This window comes from Thalassospira sp. Z349TD_5, from assembly GCF_056173045.1.
Map to the genome: position 1 here is coordinate 3,589,208 of NZ_CM149654.1, position 15,141 is coordinate 3,604,348.

17 protein-coding genes are annotated in these 15,141 nt (G+C 54.2%); 14 read left to right on the forward strand and 3 right to left on the reverse strand.

What is annotated here, in order from left to right; translation table 11 throughout:
• The first annotated feature begins 104 nt into the window (after positions 1-104).
• Both AC0VXT_RS16500 and AC0VXT_RS16505 read left to right on the forward strand, forming a co-directional pair.
• Entirely contained in the window at positions 105-1,307 is a 1,203-nt protein-coding gene (locus AC0VXT_RS16500) for an aspartate transaminase (protein ID WP_276651962.1), read from the forward strand.
• A gap of 128 nt (positions 1,308-1,435) precedes the next feature.
• A complete protein-coding gene (locus AC0VXT_RS16505; RefSeq protein WP_475546293.1) occupies positions 1,436-2,245 on the forward strand; it encodes an alpha/beta fold hydrolase in 810 nt (269 codons plus the stop codon).
• Between the two features lie 78 nt (positions 2,246-2,323).
• On the opposite strand, the gene AC0VXT_RS16510 is transcribed toward AC0VXT_RS16505, so the two are convergent.
• The gene (locus AC0VXT_RS16510) at positions 2,324-3,220 is read right to left on the reverse strand and encodes an AraC family transcriptional regulator (RefSeq protein WP_475546294.1); all 897 of its coding nucleotides are present in this window, start codon (positions 3,218-3,220) and stop codon (positions 2,324-2,326) included.
• 88 nt (positions 3,221-3,308) lie between these two features.
• Between AC0VXT_RS16510 and AC0VXT_RS16515 the strand changes: the two genes are divergently transcribed.
• Complete coding sequence (locus AC0VXT_RS16515; RefSeq protein WP_475546295.1) at positions 3,309-4,043, forward strand: SDR family oxidoreductase; 735 nt, start codon at positions 3,309-3,311, stop codon at positions 4,041-4,043.
• A gap of 117 nt (positions 4,044-4,160) precedes the next feature.
• On the opposite strand, the gene ahpD is transcribed toward AC0VXT_RS16515, so the two are convergent.
• Together ahpD and AC0VXT_RS16525 are read right to left on the reverse strand one after the other, a co-directional pair.
• Positions 4,161-4,697, reverse strand: a complete 537-nt coding sequence (ahpD, locus tag AC0VXT_RS16520; protein ID WP_475546296.1) for an alkylhydroperoxidase, AhpD family — start codon at positions 4,695-4,697, stop codon at positions 4,161-4,163.
• A 165-nt stretch (positions 4,698-4,862) separates the two neighbouring features.
• Entirely contained in the window at positions 4,863-5,390 is a 528-nt protein-coding gene (locus AC0VXT_RS16525; protein WP_475546297.1) for a peroxiredoxin, read from the reverse strand.
• Between the two features lie 163 nt (positions 5,391-5,553).
• On the opposite strand from AC0VXT_RS16525, the gene AC0VXT_RS16530 reads away from it, so the two are divergent.
• The 11 genes from AC0VXT_RS16530 (at position 5,554) to AC0VXT_RS16580 (ending at position 15,131) form a co-directional block, all read left to right on the forward strand.
• Positions 5,554-6,477 (forward strand): LysR substrate-binding domain-containing protein, encoded by a 924-nt coding sequence (locus AC0VXT_RS16530; RefSeq protein WP_412778236.1) that lies wholly within the window; start codon positions 5,554-5,556, stop codon positions 6,475-6,477.
• 80 nt (positions 6,478-6,557) lie between these two features.
• A complete protein-coding gene (locus tag AC0VXT_RS16535) occupies positions 6,558-7,553 on the forward strand; it encodes a rhomboid family intramembrane serine protease (protein WP_475546298.1) in 996 nt (331 codons plus the stop codon).
• Between the two features lie 38 nt (positions 7,554-7,591).
• The gene (locus AC0VXT_RS16540) at positions 7,592-8,632 is read left to right on the forward strand and encodes a zinc-dependent alcohol dehydrogenase family protein (protein WP_475546299.1); all 1,041 of its coding nucleotides are present in this window, start codon (positions 7,592-7,594) and stop codon (positions 8,630-8,632) included.
• A gap of 241 nt (positions 8,633-8,873) precedes the next feature.
• Positions 8,874-9,047 (forward strand): periplasmic nitrate reductase, NapE protein, encoded by a 174-nt coding sequence (napE, locus tag AC0VXT_RS16545; RefSeq protein WP_102783960.1) that lies wholly within the window; start codon positions 8,874-8,876, stop codon positions 9,045-9,047.
• Between the two features lie 16 nt (positions 9,048-9,063).
• Positions 9,064-9,588 (forward strand): ferredoxin-type protein NapF, encoded by a 525-nt coding sequence (napF, locus tag AC0VXT_RS16550; RefSeq protein WP_475546300.1) that lies wholly within the window; start codon positions 9,064-9,066, stop codon positions 9,586-9,588.
• Positions 9,581-9,832, forward strand: coding sequence for a chaperone NapD (locus AC0VXT_RS16555; RefSeq protein ID WP_022731259.1), 252 nt, complete (start codon positions 9,581-9,583; stop codon positions 9,830-9,832). Before napF ends, AC0VXT_RS16555 begins: the two co-directional genes overlap by 8 nt.
• A 62-nt stretch (positions 9,833-9,894) precedes the next feature.
• Positions 9,895-12,399 carry a nitrate reductase catalytic subunit NapA gene (gene napA, locus AC0VXT_RS16560; RefSeq protein WP_475546301.1) on the forward strand — a complete coding sequence of 835 codons (2,505 nt, stop codon included), beginning with the start codon at positions 9,895-9,897 and terminating at the stop codon, positions 12,397-12,399.
• 11 nt (positions 12,400-12,410) lie between these two features.
• Positions 12,411-12,875 (forward strand): nitrate reductase cytochrome c-type subunit, encoded by a 465-nt coding sequence (locus AC0VXT_RS16565; protein WP_475546302.1) that lies wholly within the window; start codon positions 12,411-12,413, stop codon positions 12,873-12,875.
• Positions 12,876-12,886: 11 nt separating this feature from the next.
• Entirely contained in the window at positions 12,887-13,477 is a 591-nt protein-coding gene (locus tag AC0VXT_RS16570; RefSeq protein WP_022731256.1) for a cytochrome c3 family protein, read from the forward strand.
• Between the two features lie 21 nt (positions 13,478-13,498).
• The gene (locus AC0VXT_RS16575) at positions 13,499-14,032 is read left to right on the forward strand and encodes a DUF2478 domain-containing protein (RefSeq protein WP_475546303.1); all 534 of its coding nucleotides are present in this window, start codon (positions 13,499-13,501) and stop codon (positions 14,030-14,032) included.
• Between the two features lie 91 nt (positions 14,033-14,123).
• Positions 14,124-15,131: a Vgb family protein gene (locus AC0VXT_RS16580; protein WP_475546304.1), complete on the forward strand. Its 1,008-nt coding sequence runs from the start codon at positions 14,124-14,126 to the stop codon at positions 15,129-15,131.
• Positions 15,132-15,141: the final 10 nt, after the last annotated feature.

Here is a 15,141-nt window from a genome sequence, read left to right on the forward strand (position 1 = left end):
AGAAGCGCCGAATGAGCCTTGAATTGAAATTAAGGCAGGCGTAGGGTCCGATCCGAAAGAACGCGATTCTTTTCACTTCTTTTTCATTCCAGGGAAACAGACCAATGGCGTTTATTGCCGACCGTTTGAGCCGTATCAAACCTTCTCCCACCATTGCCGTCACCACCAAAGCCGCCGAGCTCAAAGCCGCTGGCGTTGATGTGATCGGTCTTGGCGCAGGTGAGCCGGATTTCGATACCCCCGACAACATCAAAGCCGCTGCCAAAGCCGCCATCGATGCAGGCAAGACCAAATACACTCCGGTCGCCGGCACACCCGAGCTGCGCAAGGCAATTGTCGAAAAGTTCAAACGTGAAAACGATCTGGAATACACCATCGACGAAATCACCGTCGGTTGTGGTGGCAAGCAAACCCTGTTCAATGCGTTCTTTGCAACGCTGAACGCTGGCGACGAAGTTGTCATCCCGGCACCATATTGGGTTTCCTACCCGGATATGGCGCTGATGGCCGAAGGCACCCCTGTCATTGTTGAATGTCAGGAAGAAAACGATTTTAAAATCACCGCCGCCGAACTTGAAGCCGCCATCACGCCAAAAACCAAATGGGTGGTTCTGAACTCCCCGTCCAACCCGACCGGTGCGGCCTATTCGCGCGATGAGTTGCGCGCGATTGCGGACGTTTTGCTCAAACACGAAAACGTCTACATCATGTCTGACGACATGTATGAGCACCTCGTCTATGACGGGTTCGAATTCACCACCATCGCGCAGGTTGAGCCAAAGCTCAAAGCCCGCACGTTGACCTGTAACGGTGTGTCGAAATCCTATGCCATGACCGGTTGGCGTCTTGGCTATGCGGCAGGTCCGGTTGAGCTGATCAAGGCGATCAACAAGGTTCAGTCCCAAAGCAGCACGCATACATCGTCGATCAGTCAGGCTGCTTCGGTCGAGGCCCTGAACGGTCCGCAGGATTTCCTTGCCGAACGCGCAGAAGTTTTCAAAGGCCGTCGTGATCTGGTTGTCGCAGCCCTGAACGAATGCGAAGGCCTGTCGTGCAAAAAACCCGAAGGTGCGTTTTACGTTTATCCGTCCTGTGCGGGCGTAATCGGAAAAACCACCCCGGACGGCACCAAGATCGAAACCGACACCGATTTCATCACCTACCTGCTTGAGGCCGAAGGTGTTGCCGCGGTTCCGGGTTCGGCATTTGGTCTGGCCCCGTATTTTCGCATTTCCTATGCGACCTCGGATGCCGCATTGACCGAAGCCTGTGCGCGTATCAAACGCGCCTGCGCTGCCCTGAAATAAGGGTTATCCATCGGCCAGTTTTGGGCTGAAAAACATTTCACAGGGTCCGGCACTTGCCGGGCCCTGTTTTTTTGTCCATTATCCAATTCAACAATTGCGCACCAAATTACCGATAAATCGGACACACCATGTTAAACGAGAATTTCTATGTCACCGTCGACGGGGTCAGCCTGTCCTGCCAACGGATCATTCCTATGGATGTGATGGAAGATGCCCCCACCATCATTTTCCTGCACGAGGCTCTGGGCACCATTCGCATGTGGCGCGATTTCCCGGCAAAGCTTGCCACCGCCACCAAACATCCGGTGATCATTTATGAACGGCGCGGCCATGGACGGTCTGATCCACATGGGGACGGCGATGTCCCGCGCCCGATTGATTTTCACAATGTCGAAAGTGATGTCTATCTGCATCGATTGATCAGCGAACTTGGTCTCACCCGCCCGATCCTGTTTGGGCACAGCGACGGGGCCACCATTGCCCTTAAATATGCCGCCCGCTTTCCCGACAATGTTAGCGCTGTCATATCCGAAGCCGCCCATGTGTTCGTTGAAGACGTCACCATTGCCGGGATCAACGATGCGGCCGCGATCTATGCCACGACCGACTGGAAAGCCAAACTCGAACGCCATCATTTTTTCCAGACCGACATAGTGTTCAAATCATGGGTCGATACATGGCGCCAGCCGGAATTTCGCGACTGGAACATGGTTGACGAACTGCCCTCCATCAGCTGCCCACTTTTGGTGATACAGGGAGATGATGACCAGTTTGGCAGTGATGATCAGGTCAACACCATCTGCAAACATGTCAGCGGCCCGGTGACCAAAATGCTGATCAAGGAATGCGGCCACATCCCGCATTTTGATCAACCCGATCAGGTGATCGCCAGCACGCTCAAGCATCTTGACATTGCAACACCCGTTATGACTGCGTGACTGCCTCGGGCAGCATTGACGGAACGGCCACCCTAAGGTCACGCCCAATAAGTTCGCCTATGCCAAAAGCGTGGCGCATTATGATCGCACGAAGGCCTTCGGAGGATGCCCAAAGGCGCGCCGGAAAGCATGACCGAACGCGCTTTGCGATGTATAGCCAACCTCATGCGCAACGCTGGCAACAGTTGCATCGCCGCGCATAAGTGCCACACGGGCAACCGTAAGGCGCCACATCCGCAAATACGCAAGCGGCGGTTTTCCAACATTGCGTGCGAACGCAGCAGAAAATGCAGCCCGTGACATTCCGGCCATGCTGGCAAGCCGCGCCACCGTCCATTGTTGCGCAATATCTTCATGCATCGCCCGAAGTGCCCGGCCAAGCCGAACATCCGCAAGCGCGCCAAGCCACCCCATAGCCGACGGTTCAATCTGCGCCCCATACGCCCGAATAGCCTCAACCAACAGCACATCCGCAAGCCGCGCACTGACGATTTCGCTTCCGATCATATCGCGCCCAACCTCGTCATTCATAAGAGACAAGACTGTGGCGATTGCCTCTGAACCCGGTGAAGCCCCAGGAATGATCATGAAATCGGGCAGTATCTCAAGTAGGAAATCCCCATTCCCGGCATCAACAGTGACCGTACCGCCGATCCCGGTGGTGTCATCGCCGCCAATCCGCACGACGTCGCCGCCCGGGTCACCGAAAAAGGCTGCCCCATCAACCGGTGTGATATCAGGATCACTGGCCACCACATATGACGTGCGCCCGATCAGGCAAACATCCCCTTCCTGCATCAATCGGGGCGCACAGTCCGGAAGCAGCATCCACTGGCGCCCACGCAGCAGGGCGACGAATTTAAGCCTGCCGATGGCAGGAAATGCCAAGGCCCATTGCCCGGCCGCTTCCATGCGGGTGCGTCTGGAGACCTTCGCACCAATAACATTCAGAACATCTGAAAGTGGATCAACCATGAATTAGACGATCTCGATATTTTTATCGACTTCACAGCATAGATAATCTTGCCGCCTTCGCCTACCTTCTTTGCAAAGGAGACTGGAAATGAACATCGAAGGCAAAACCATCGCAATCACCGGCGCAAGCAGCGGCATCGGTCGTGCAACCGCCAGATTACTTGCAAAACATGGCGCGTTTGTCGTGTTGGGTGCGCGCAATGAAGATGCGCTAAAAGAAGTCACCAACAGCATCATCAAGGCTGGCGGCACTGCCGCTTTCAAACGCACAGACGTCCGACACCGGGGCGACCTTAAAGACCTTGTCACCTTTGCAATCGAACAAAGCGGCCGATTTGACGTCATCATTAACAACGCAGGGGTTGGGCCAATTTCCCGCTTTGACGCGCTATGCGTCGATGATTGGGATGCGATGATTGACGTAAATTTCCGCGGCACGCTTTATGGGATCGCTGCCGCCCTTCCTGTGTTTACACGCCAGAACAGCGGCCATGTGATCAATGTCATTTCAACGGCGGGCTTGAAAATGGCACCGACCATGGGTGTTTATGCCGCGACTAAGAATGCCGTTCGCACAGTGACTGAAGTATTGCGTCAGGAAGCCGGACCAAACCTTCGTGTAACCGAAATTTCACCGGGAATGACAGCCACGGGCTTCGCAGACAAGATCACGGATCAACCTACAAAAAAAATGATTGCAGACCGCCTCGACGCAATTGCGATACCGCCCGACGCGGTCGCACGCGGCATCCTTTATGCGATTGATCAACCCGCCGACGTCGAGATTGGCAGCGTCGTCATCCGGCCAACCGCACAGGGCTGATATTTCCGAACGGTCGATCCGCAAATAGCCACCTGTCGGCAACCCAAACAAAAGCCCCGGCTGCATCACACAACCGGGGCTTTTTCGTTTGGGCCCTAACCCGGAAATTCTGCTGGCTTAGTCGGCCAATCCGTCTTCGGCGTCAATGACAACCGCGACCGCATGGATCACAGACGCAATACGGATCGCGTTCTGGATGGTTTCTTTTTTGATACCAGCACCTTTAAGCACCTTGTCATGGCTATCGATGCACATGCCACAACCATTGATCGCCGAAACCGCAATTGAAAACAGCTCAAAATCGGCTTTATCAATGCCCGGCTTGCCGATGATGTTCATCCGAAGGCGCGCAGGCATCGAACCATATTCATCATCTGAAACCAGATGCACAAACCGGTAATAGATATTGTTCATGCCCATGATTGCGGCCGCACCCTTGGCGGCTTCAAGGGCTTCTTCTGAAAGCTTGGCTTTGGCTTCTGCGGCAACTGCCTTGATCAATTTGGCGTTGCGCGATGCGAAAGCACAGGCCAGCGCGGTGCCGTAAACCTGTTGATCGGTCATGCCCGGATTGTTCGCCATGCTCGACAGGTTCAGTTTCAGGTCCTTGGCATAGGCTGGCATTGCGTCTTTGATTTCGGTGATCGACGTCATTGGTTTATCCCCTGAATTCCGTGATGCTTAAAAGCAAAAATCATTAAACAAAATCAGCCAAACCACCCCGCCAGAGACACAGGCGGGTTTGCGGATTAGTAAATATCCGATGGGCTGAAAGCGGGACCGGGTATCTGCCCGGCCCCAAAATCGTCTGAACCAGACTTAAAGGGTTTCGTCACCCTGGTTCCAGTTGCACGGGCACAACTCGTCTGTCTGAAGCGCATCAAGAATACGAAGTGCTTCATGCGGGTTACGACCAACGTTAAGATCGTTTACCTGCACGTGACGGATGATGTTGTCCGGATCAACGATGAAGGTCGCACGCAGCGCAACACCAGCGTCTTTGGCCAGAACACCAAGGGCGGTCGAGAGTTCTTTTTTCTCGTCAGCCAGCCATACGAACGGGCTATCGCCCAGATCTTCGTGGTGGGTGCGCCATGCAGCATGGACGAAATCGGTATCGGTCGAGCAGCCCAGAAGAACCGCATCACGGTCTTCGAAATCACCGTTCAGTTCGCCGTAACCAACAATTTCGGTCGGGCAAACAAAAGTGAAATCTTTCGGCCAGAAGAACAAAATCTTCCATTTGCCGTCATAGGACTTATCGGTAACCGGTGCGAAGCTATCCGGGGATTTTCCCGAAACACCAGTCAGATTAAATTCAGGAAGCGTATCACCAACGGTAAGCATTATGGTTACTCCTAACCCTAGTTAAAAAATCCAATTGCGGCCCCCGACAGGCCGCCAATTCTTGTGAGCAAGTGCAAAATGAACACTCACTGCTGGCGATTTGTAGTGAAATGCACTAACTAAGACAAATAGATAAAACTTCGCTTGTTGATAGGAAAAATTAATGGCTGCCCAACCCAGCATCAAGCAGCTCAAATATCTTGTCGCTTTAGCCGAATGTGGCCATTTTGGCCGCGCTGCCGAGGCCTGCTTCATCACCCAGCCAAGCCTTTCGGCCGCCATTAACGAGCTTGAAAACCTGCTCGGGGCGCAGCTGGTTGAACGCAACAAGCGCCAGGTCCTCATCACGCCGCTGGGCGAAGATGTCGTTTCGCGGGCGCGAAGTATCCTCCATGAAGTCGATGAACTGACCACCATGGCACAGGCCGCGACCGAACCGCTTTCAGGTCCGATCCATATCGGGGTGATCCCGACAATTGGTCCGTATCTTCTGCCTGATGTGATGTCACAGTTAAAATCAGGCTTCCCCAAACTGCAGCCCTTCCTGCGCGAAGACCAGACATCCAAGCTGGTATCACTTCTGGCGGCGGGCAAACTTGATCTGGCTCTGATCGCGCTTCCGATCGAAGAAAACTGGCTGGAAGAATTTGATCTGTTTGAAGACCGGTTTGTCTTTGCGTGCAGCCCGGATAACCCGCTGACCAAAAAACGCCATATCGAGATCGCCGACATCAAGGACGAAAAGCTGCTGCTGCTCGAAGACGGCCATTGCCTGCGCGATCAGGCGCTTGAGGTCTGTCAGAAAGCCGGATGGAGCAAGTCCGCCGATTTTCAGGCCAATAGCCTGTCAACACTGGTGCAAATGGTTGCAGCCGGTGTCGGATCGACGCTTTTGCCTGAAATGTCGCTGGAAGTCGAAGCCCGCCGCCCGGATTCGCTAAAGATCATTCCATTTGAAAACCCGGTCCCCATTCGGCGCATCGGCATGGTCTGGCGCCGCAGTTCAGCCCGAAAGCGTGAATATCGTCAGTTGGCTGCCCACCTTCGTGATAGCCTGACCGCACAAAAACAGACGAATGTCGCCTGATCTATTGGTCCATACGCCAAAACGGTTCGGGCCTAAAACGCAACCTTACATAAACGTGCCACAGGATTAGTACCGAGCCGATGCTCCCGATCAAGGACGACAACCCGACCACGATAACGCCTTGGGTCACCTATGCCATCATTGCGCTTAATGTGGCTGTCTTCCTTGTGACCATATCACTTAGTCCAAAGGGCGCCACGCTGGCCACCTTGCAATACGGGGCCATTCCCGCTGTCCTGTTTGGCCATGCCGATCTGCCCCCGCAACTTGCCGCTTTCCCGCCCGGATATGAATTCCTGTCGATTTTCACTTCCATGTTCATGCATGGCGGATGGATGCATATCGCGGGCAACATGCTGTATCTCTGGGTGTTTGGGAACAACGTCGAAGATGCCATGGGGCATTTCCGCTTTCTGATTTTCTATCTGCTATGCGGGGTTGCCGCGGCCCTTGGGCACGGGTTGCTCGACACCCAGTCGCAAATTCCGATGATTGGTGCGTCGGGGGCGCTGGCCGGTGTCTTGGGGGCGTATTTCCTGCTCTATCCCAAGGCCCGCATTCTGGTCTGGTTCTTCTGGGTCTTCATTTTCTACGTCCCGGCCGTCTTTGTTCTGGGTTTCTGGTTCGTGACACAGGTCTTTAATTTCGGAAGCGGTGCCGGGGGCGGGATTGCGTGGGTCGCCCATATCGCGGGCTTCATTGCCGGGCTTGTCCTGATCCCTCTGTTCAAGCACCGCAACGTACCACTGTGGCATGATGGGTCCCACGCACCGGCATTTGGCGTTTATCGCCCGGGCCGACCGGGGCGCAAGGCACGCGGCGCAAGTACCTCCGGGTCTGGCGTCCCGCCATGGGCTGCGGCCTATGAGGCCGAACGTGCTGCCAAACGTGCTGCGATGAAGCGCGACCGGCGCGGCCCATGGGGCAAGGAAACCCCGACCGGCGAAGACCGCGACACATCCCCATGGGGCCGCTATCAACCAACCGCACCAAAACCAAAACCGGCCCCCAAGCCGGGCATTGGTGTGCCCAAAGTTGTCCGGTTGCATTCCGACCGCGACAAGGACGATACTTAGAAGATAACGTTCCGCTCGTTCACGCCGGGAGCCCCAAAATGCGCGCAGCCTATTTCACCGAGTACCAAGGCCCGATCAATATTCAAACCGTTGATGATCCCACCCCGTCCAATGATGGCGTTGTGATCAAGGTCGGCGCGACCGGATTATGCCGCAGTGACTGGCACGGCTGGATGGGCCATGATTCCGATGTACAGTTGCCCCATGTACCGGGCCATGAATTTGCCGGTACCATTGTCGGGGTTGGCAAGGACATCAAACGCTGGAAGGAAGGCGACCGGGTCACTGTCCCGTTCGTATCGGGATGCGGGCATTGCCCGGAATGCCACAGTGGCAACCATCAGGTCTGCGACAACCAATTCCAGCCGGGCTTTACCCATTGGGGCAGCTTTGCGCAATATGTTGCCATCGACTATGCCGACACCAACCTTATTGCACTTCCAGACGATATGGAATTCGCCACCGCCGCGAGCCTCGGCTGCCGCTTTGCCACCAGTTTCCGCGGTGTAATTGATCAGGGCAAAGTATCCGCTGGACAAATGGTTGCCGTGCATGGTGCGGGCGGGGTCGGCTTATCGGCGATCATGATTGCGGCTGCCGCCGGTGCCTATGTCATTGCAGTTGATATTGATGACAGCAAACTTGAATTTGCCAAGGAACTTGGCGCGAACACCACACTCAACGCCCGCACCATTGACGACATCCCAACCGCGATTAAGGACATCACACGTGGCGGTGTGCATGTGTCGGTTGATGCCCTTGGCAGTGAACAGACCTGCTTTAACTCGGTCGCCAGTTTACGCAAACGCGGCAAACACATTCAGATCGGCCTTATGACCGGCGATCACGCCCACGCCAAAGTCCCGATGGACCGGGTTGTCGCTCATGAGCTGGAAATTCTCGGCAGTCACGGCATGCAGGCATTTCGCTATGACGCCATGCTCGACATGATCATGATCGGCAAACTCACCCCGCAAAAACTCATCAGCGACCGAGTCACACTGGCCGAAGGCGCAACTGCCCTTATGAATATGGACAATTTCGTCGGAACCGGCGTCACCGTGATTGATCGTTTTTAGGCCGCAAAAATCAGAATGACGCTGTTTCTCTATCAGACAGCCATTGTTTAGAATACTTATAATTTTAAAGTTATGTAACTAATTATATTTAAGATTGAAATCCTCACGGGAATGACCTTAACTTCGAAGTGGGTATTCATCGGCCCCGCCCGATAACCCCAAAAAGAGAACACCGGCTTTCGCTTGGGACATAGTGGCGAAAGGAACGGTTTCCTTCCTTCGAAGTGAGAGAAACGAAACCATGAGCGATAGCCAAACCCTAGATGGCCCACCCCGCCGTAAAACAGAATTGCGATGCTTTCTGTTTTTGGCCGTGTTCCTGGCCCCCGCCCTTTCGGTTGCAATCGTTGGTGGATTGGGCTTTTCAATCTGGATTTATCAGATGTTTGCCGGACCGCCCGGACCTCCGATGTAGGCGGTAGGAGGCTGATATGCCTGCAAACGCAAAACAGACAAGCCGTCGTGACTTCCTTGCCCGTTTCAGGGCTGTATCGACGACGCATTCTGATCAGACCGGTGATGTTATCCAGCCACCATGGGCACGGCATCTTGATGCCCGCTGCACGGGATGTGGCGATTGTGCGCCCGCCTGCCCGGAAGGCATCATCGCATTTGACGGCCGAAACCATCCGGTCATTGATTTCACCAAAGGTGAATGCACCTTTTGCGGGGCCTGTTCAGATGCCTGTGCAGAAGATGTTTTTGACACGACAGCCGACACCCCTTGGAACCTCGACATTACGGTTGCCAAAACCTGTTTTGCGGAAAACGGGATTTACTGTCGGTCTTGTGGGGATGTCTGCCCGGAATCTGCCATCCGTATCGCCCCACAGCTGGGAGGTCGGGCTCGTGTCATCGTTAATGAAGACGCATGTACCGGTTGCGGCGCATGTCTCTCGGCCTGCCCGGCCGACGCCATATCCATTACCCCCCAAAAGGAGAACGCCCATGGATGAAAATATCGGGGTGATCTCCAGCATGATTGTTCAGGCCCGTCCCGAACATCTGGACGTGATCGCGACACAGCTTGAAGCCTTTCCCGGCATCGAAATCACCGCACGTGACGTCTCGGGAAAAATCATTGTCGTACTTGAAGCCAAGAATGACCGGCAACTGGCCGACACCATGAAAGAGATCGGTGACCTCTCAGGCGTTCTTGGCGTCAACCTGGTCTATCACCACAACGAAAATGCCAATTAACTAGTGCCACCGCGTACTAGCCAACGATCAAGAATTTGACATCTGGCCCAAGGAAACAAACGATGTTCAAGACAAAGATATCCCGCCGCGATGCCCTTAAGGCAAAAGCAGCAGCAATTGCCGCTGCAGCCGCTGGCATCAGTCTTCCGGCATCTGCACAAAATCTGGTGACAGAGACAGAGCACACCAAACTCAAATGGTCCAAGGCCCCCTGCCGGTTCTGCGGCACCGGGTGTTCGGTCATGGTCGCAACCAAGGACAATCATGTTGTTGCAACCCATGGCGATGTTCTGTCTCCGGTGAACCGGGGGCTTAACTGCGTCAAAGGCTACTTCCTGTCCAAAATCATGTATGGCAAGGATCGCCTGACCGAACCGCTCCTGCGCAAAAAGAATGGCGTCTATGACAAGAATGGCAATTTCGAACCGGTGTCCTGGGACGAAGCATTCGATATCATGGCCGAGAAATGGAAAGCAGCCCTCAAGGCCAAAGGCCCGACATCTGTCGGCATGTTCGGCTCAGGCCAATGGACCGTTTTTGAAGGGTACGCGGCCTCCAAACTGATGAAAGCCGGTTTCCGGTCCAACAACCTTGATCCCAATGCCCGCCATTGCATGGCATCCGCTGTTGTCGGCTTCATGCGGACCTTTGGCATGGACGAACCGATGGGCTGCTATGACGATATGGAAGCCGCAGACGCCTTTGTTCTGTGGGGGTCGAACATGGCTGAAATGCACCCGATCCTATGGACCCGTGTCACGGACCGTCGTTTGTCGGCCCCGCATGTCAAAGTCGCTGTGCTGTCAACCTATGAACATCGCTGCTTTGATCTGGCCGACATCCCGATGGTGTTCAAACCCCAGACCGATCTGGTGATCCTCAATTACATCGCCAACCACATCATATCGACCGACCGGGTCAATACTGACTTTGTCAACAAACACACCATTTTCCGTCGGGGCAATACCGATATCGGCTATGGCCTGCGCCCAGAAGACCCGCGCCAACAATCAGCTGAACACGCATCCGATGCCGGTGGTTCAACCGATATGACATTCGACGAGTACGCCGAATTTGTGTCGGAATATACGCTTGATAAAACCCATGAAATGACTGGTGTACCCAAGGAACGTCTGGAAGCACTGGCTGAACTTTATGCCGATCCAAAAATCAAGGTCACATCGTTCTGGACCATGGGCTTCAACCAGCATACACGCGGTGTCTGGGCCAACAATCTGTGTTACAATATCCATCTTCTGACCGGTAAGATTGCCGAGCCGGGCAATTCGCCGTTTTCGCTCACCGGGCAACCGTCCGCCTGTGGCACCGCGCGCGAAGTTGGTACATTTTCCCATCGATTGCCTGCCGATATGGTCGTCACCAATCCCGAACACCGTAAGCATGCCGAAGAAATCTGGAAACTGCCCGAAGGCACCATTCCCGACAAGGTTGGCTATCACGCAGTAGAACAAAACCGCATGCTCAAGGACGGCAAACTCAATGCCTATTGGGTGCAATGTAATAACAATATGCAGGCTGCTGCCAACATCAACGAGGAAGCGTGGCCGGGGTATCGCAATCCGGAAAACTTCATTGCCGTTTCTGATGCATACCCAACCGTAACCTGCGAGGCTGCCGATCTTGTCTTGCCCACCGCAATGTGGGTGGAAAAAGAAGGCTGCTATGGCAATGCCGAACGCCGCACGCATATGTGGCATCAACTTGTTCAGGCTCCGGGGAACGCCAAGTCCGACCTTTGGCAATTGATGGAATTTTCCAAACGCTTTGCCATCGAGGACGTCTGGCCGGAAGAGCTTCTGGCCAAGGCACCGGAACTACGCAGCAAAACCATGTTTGACGTTCTGTATCGCAACGGCAACGTCAACAAGTTCCCGCTTGAGGAAACGGCCCCTGATTACGACAATAACGAGTCTGAAGAATACGGCTTCTATGTCCAAAAGGGCCTGTTTGAAGAATACGCGGCCTTCGGACGCGGTCATGGCCATGATCTGGCACCGTTCGACCGCTATCACAAGGAACGTGGCCTGCGCTGGCCGGTGGTTGACGGCAAGGAAACCCTTTGGCGGTACCGCGAAGGATATGACCCCTATGTCACGCCCGGCGCCGGGGTCGAGTTTTATGGTCATAAGGATGGCAAGGCACGTATTTTTGCCCTTCCCTATGAACCAGCACCTGAAACCCCTGATGAAGAATATCCGTTCTGGCTTTGCACAGGACGTGTACTGGAACACTGGCATTCCGGATCCATGACCCAGCGCGTGCCGGAACTTTACCGGTCATTTCCAGATGCCTTGTGCTTCCTTCATCCCGATGATGCTGCTGAACAGGGGCTTAGGCGGGGGGATGAAATCCGGGTGATTTCACGTCGTGGCGACATGCGCACACGGGTTGAAACACGCGGTCGTAACAAGCCGCCTCGCGGACTTGTTTTCATTCCTTGGTTCGATGCCAGCGAGTTGATCAACAAGGTCACACTTGATGCTACCGATCCAATGTCAAAACAGACTGATTACAAAAAATGCGCCATTCGCATTGAAAAAGTCTGAGGGAGGAAGCCATGAAAATAAGTCCAAAATGGTTGCTGTCGCTTGCCATCATCGGCATTGCTGGCATGGCATATGCCGCAGAACCGATAACAACATTGCGCAGCACCGCCCCGGATCAGGAATCCGCAGCACCACGCATTACCAATTTCGAAGATAACAGCGTCAAACGCCCGCGCAACTATCCGGAGCAACCGCCAACCATTCCGCATGATATCGAAGGATATCAAATCGACCGCAATGCCAATAAATGCCTGTCGTGTCATGCTCGTTCACGCACCGGCGAAAGCGGGGCACCCATGGTTTCGATCACGCATTTCATGGACCGCAACAACCAGTTCTTGGCCGCCGTCAGTCCACGTCGTTATTTCTGCACCCAATGCCACGTCCCGCAGAAAGAAGTCAAACCTCTGGTCGACAATGACTTTGTCGATATTGATCAACTTCTGCCTGACAACGGCACACGGATTGCGGAATAGGGGGATTGGCGATGATTAATCTTCTGAAACGGTACTGGAAAGTTCTGACGACACCCAGTGTCCATTACAGTCTGGCATTCCTGACCGTGGGCGGCTTTATCGCCGGCGTCATTTTCTGGGGTGGTTTCAATACCGCACTGGAAGCCACCAACACCGAACAATTCTGCATTTCATGCCATGAAATGGAAAACAACGTCTATGCCGAACTGAAATCAACCATTCACTACTCAAACCGGTCAGGTGTGCGCGCCACCTGCCCTGACTGCCATGTCCCCCATGAATGGACAGACAAGATCGCCCGTAAAATGCAGGCTTCCAAAGAAGTCTGGGGCAAGATTTTCGGCACCATCAGCACGCGCGATAAATTCCTCGATAAACGTCTTGAGCTGGCCCAGCATGAATGGGCGCGGCTTAAAGCAAATAACTCGCTCGAATGCCGCAATTGCCATTCAGATGAATCAATGGACATCACCCGTCAAAGCCCCCGTGCCGTCGAAGCCCATCAGAAATTTTTATTCACCGGTGAAAAGACATGTATCGACTGTCACAAGGGGATCGCGCATCATCTACCTGACATGTCGGGTGTTCCCGAATGGCAGTAATCTGATGATGGATATGACAGCGTGACACAAGACACCCAATCTAACCCCCTTCTGGCTGGAATACGTTTCCAGCCAAGGGAACCAATTGACGCCATACTGACCCAGATAACGACCCATTATCGGTGCGACCGTATTTCTGGCTATGTCCAAAAACGCCATAAAGACCGCGATTGCGGCACCTTGGTCTATGTCCGCAACCTGCGGTCTGGCGCGGAAATGTCGATCACGAAAAACCGGGGTGCGATGGCAAAGGGCTGCAAGCTCGACGGCGATGCGCTATCGAGCTTGTCGGAACAACTCGCACAAGATATCGAAGCCGGAAGTGATCTTTTGATCGTTGCACGCTTTGGTCGAAGCGAGGCCGAAGGACGGGGGTTGCGCGATGTCATCTCACGCGCGATGGAACTTGAAATTCCTGTACTGGTCGGAGTGCGGGATGAATATGCCGATGCGTGGGCCGAATTCCACGGTGGCATTGCCGATACATTGCCCCTTGATGCCCCAAAAATCGAAGCCTGGCTGCACATGAACGCCCGCACCTTGGCAAGCACGTGATTGTGATCGTCTGACCTTTGGGGGTTTGCCAAATATTGGGCATAATTGCACCGCGTCGATATCTGAAACTTCCGGGTGCAGGAATATCATCATGCGTGTGCAAATGCCTTTTGGCTTTCTCGTAACCTTTTCCATTCTGGCGTCTATGGTCCCGTTCACCGCCCATGCTGCCGATCCCTTTGGCGAAATCGAAATTCGCGAATGGAATGTCGAATATGGTGGATTGCCGCGTGACCCGGATGCGGTATCGGACGATGAAGTCTGGTTTGTCGGGCAGGTAGGCGACTACATCGGACGTCTTAACCCCAAAACCGGGGCATTTTTCAAACGCGATCTTGAGGATGAACCCGGCCCCCATAACCTGATTGTCGGGCCTGACGGCATTGTCTGGTACGCGGGAAACCTGTTGGGATACATCGGGCGCTATGATCCGCAAACCGATCAGGTCAACAAAATTGCCATGCCCAACGATGCCGCGCGCGATCCTCATACCCTGATGTTCGATGCCGATAACCGTTTCATCTGGTTCACGGTTCAAAATGGTAATTTCATCGGCCGACTTGACCCGCAAAGCCACGATGTCGATTTGGTCAAAGTTCCGACACCGCGTGCCCGTCCCTATGGCATCAAACAGGCTCCCGATGGCACCTTGTGGATTGCCCTTCTTGGCACCAACAAGCTGGCCTCGGTTAATCCGCAAACTCTTGAACTGCGTGAACATGCCCTGCCCGATGGTGCGCGCCCACGCCGGATTGCCATAAGCGATCAGGGACATGTTTTTTACACGGGTTATGCGCGCGGTGTTCTGGGCCGACTTGATCCCGCATCGGGCATGATTGATGAATGGCCAATGCCCGGCGGCGAAAATTCCCGCCCCTATGGCATGGCAATTGATGCGTCCAATCATGTCTGGGCGGTCGAAGGTGGCAGACCTGCGATGTTTGTCGGCTTTGACCCGGCGGCAGAAAAATTCATTTCAAACACACCAGTCCCGTCGGGCGGCATCACCATTCGCCATATGGATTACAACCGCGAAACGCAGTCGGTCTGGTTTGGCAGTGATGCGGGAACCATTGGTCAGGCGATGGTCGGAAATTAAGGGACCAGTC

Coding starts and splice junctions, on each gene's coding strand:
- AC0VXT_RS16540 (WP_475546299.1), top strand. CDS start 7,592: ATGCGCGCAGCCTATTTCACCGAGTACCAAGGCCCGATCAATATTCAA.
- AC0VXT_RS16505 (WP_475546293.1), top strand. CDS start 1,436: ATGTTAAACGAGAATTTCTATGTCACCGTCGACGGGGTCAGCCTGTCC.
- AC0VXT_RS16500 (WP_276651962.1), top strand. CDS start 105: ATGGCGTTTATTGCCGACCGTTTGAGCCGTATCAAACCTTCTCCCACC.
- AC0VXT_RS16530 (WP_412778236.1), top strand. CDS start 5,554: ATGGCTGCCCAACCCAGCATCAAGCAGCTCAAATATCTTGTCGCTTTA.
- AC0VXT_RS16525 (WP_475546297.1), bottom strand. CDS start 5,390: ATGCTTACCGTTGGTGATACGCTTCCTGAATTTAATCTGACTGGTGTT.
- AC0VXT_RS16515 (WP_475546295.1), top strand. CDS start 3,309: ATGAACATCGAAGGCAAAACCATCGCAATCACCGGCGCAAGCAGCGGC.
- AC0VXT_RS16570 (WP_022731256.1), top strand. CDS start 12,887: ATGATTAATCTTCTGAAACGGTACTGGAAAGTTCTGACGACACCCAGT.
- AC0VXT_RS16580 (WP_475546304.1), top strand. CDS start 14,124: ATGCGTGTGCAAATGCCTTTTGGCTTTCTCGTAACCTTTTCCATTCTG.
- napE (WP_102783960.1), top strand. CDS start 8,874: ATGAGCGATAGCCAAACCCTAGATGGCCCACCCCGCCGTAAAACAGAA.
- napF (WP_475546300.1), top strand. CDS start 9,064: ATGCCTGCAAACGCAAAACAGACAAGCCGTCGTGACTTCCTTGCCCGT.
- ahpD (WP_475546296.1), bottom strand. CDS start 4,697: ATGACGTCGATCACCGAAATCAAAGACGCAATGCCAGCCTATGCCAAG.
- AC0VXT_RS16565 (WP_475546302.1), top strand. CDS start 12,411: ATGAAAATAAGTCCAAAATGGTTGCTGTCGCTTGCCATCATCGGCATT.
- AC0VXT_RS16555 (WP_022731259.1), top strand. CDS start 9,581: ATGGATGAAAATATCGGGGTGATCTCCAGCATGATTGTTCAGGCCCGT.
- napA (WP_475546301.1), top strand. CDS start 9,895: ATGTTCAAGACAAAGATATCCCGCCGCGATGCCCTTAAGGCAAAAGCA.
- AC0VXT_RS16535 (WP_475546298.1), top strand. CDS start 6,558: ATGCTCCCGATCAAGGACGACAACCCGACCACGATAACGCCTTGGGTC.
- AC0VXT_RS16510 (WP_475546294.1), bottom strand. CDS start 3,220: ATGGTTGATCCACTTTCAGATGTTCTGAATGTTATTGGTGCGAAGGTC.